Genomic DNA, 1,116 nt, shown 5'->3' with positions numbered 1-1,116 from the left:
CACCATCATCGCCTTCTTTGGCCTGACCTTGGTGGGCGGGCACTTTGGCGAGCTGATCCGCGATATTCCTTTCACCGTGATTGCGGTACTGGCGGCCTCGCTGGTGGAATGTTTTCTGATCCTGCCTAACCACCTGGCCCATGCGCTGACCCATGCCCAGGCGCGGCATTGGTATGACTGGCCGAACCGGATGGTGAACCGCGGCTTCCGCTGGCTGCGCGACCATGCTTTCCGCCCGTTCATGGGGCTTGTGGTTCAGGCCCGCTATGCGGTGCTGGCAGGCGCGTTGGTAGTTCTGGCTAGCCAGGCGGCGCTGTTCATCAACGGCGAAGTGAAGTGGCGCTTTTTCAACGCGCCTGAACGCGGCTCCGTGACCGGCAATTTCGCCATGGTGGAGGGCGCCAGCCGGGATGACACCCTGGCGATGATGCAGGAAATGCAGCGCGCCACCGAGACGCTGGGCGCGGAGTATGCCACCCGCTTTGGCCGCAACCCGCTGGATTTCGTCATGGCCGAGGTGGGCGGCAATGCCGGCCGTGGACTGGGCGGTGTCGAGGCCAAGGATAGGGACCTTTTGGGCGGGATTTCGATTGAATTGATCGACGCCGACCTGCGCCCTTACTCCAGCTTTGCCTTTGTGGCCGAGCTGCAGGAACGGGTGGCGCGGCATCCGATGGTCGAGACGGTCTCTTTCCGCAGCTGGCGGTCGGGTCCGGGCGGCGACGCGCTGGACGTGCAATTCTCCGGCCCCGGCGTGCAAGTGCTGAAGGATGCCGCGGAAGACCTGAAAACCGCGCTGCTGCGCTTTCCTGAGGTTTCCGCCGTTGAGGACAATCTGGCCTACGACAAAGAGGAGGTGATCCTTGACCTCACCCCGCAAGGCCAGGCGTTGAACTTCACCATTGGCAGCCTGGGAAAGGCATTGCGGGCGCGGCTGAATGGAATTGAGGCCGCGACATACCCGGACGGGCCGCGCAGCGCCAAAATCCGGGTGGAACTGCCCGAAGATGAGCTGACCGCCGACTTCCTGGAGCGCACGCTGATGCGGGCGCCCAGCGGGATCTACGTGCCGCTGGCCGATATCGTCTCGGTCACCCAGCGCACCGGGTTCTCCAC

The 1,116-nt window shown here is 64.0% G+C and carries 1 protein-coding gene; it reads left to right on the top strand.

What is annotated here, in order from left to right; translation table 11 throughout:
* Positions 1-1,116 (top strand): efflux RND transporter permease subunit (locus A2I95_RS41085; protein WP_291738038.1); only part of this gene is annotated, 1,116 nt, incomplete at both ends.

This window comes from Leisingera sp. F5 (genome assembly GCF_001593695.1).
The sequence above is the reverse complement of the archived record's forward strand: the minus strand, read 5'-3'. Positions and strand labels throughout refer to the sequence as shown.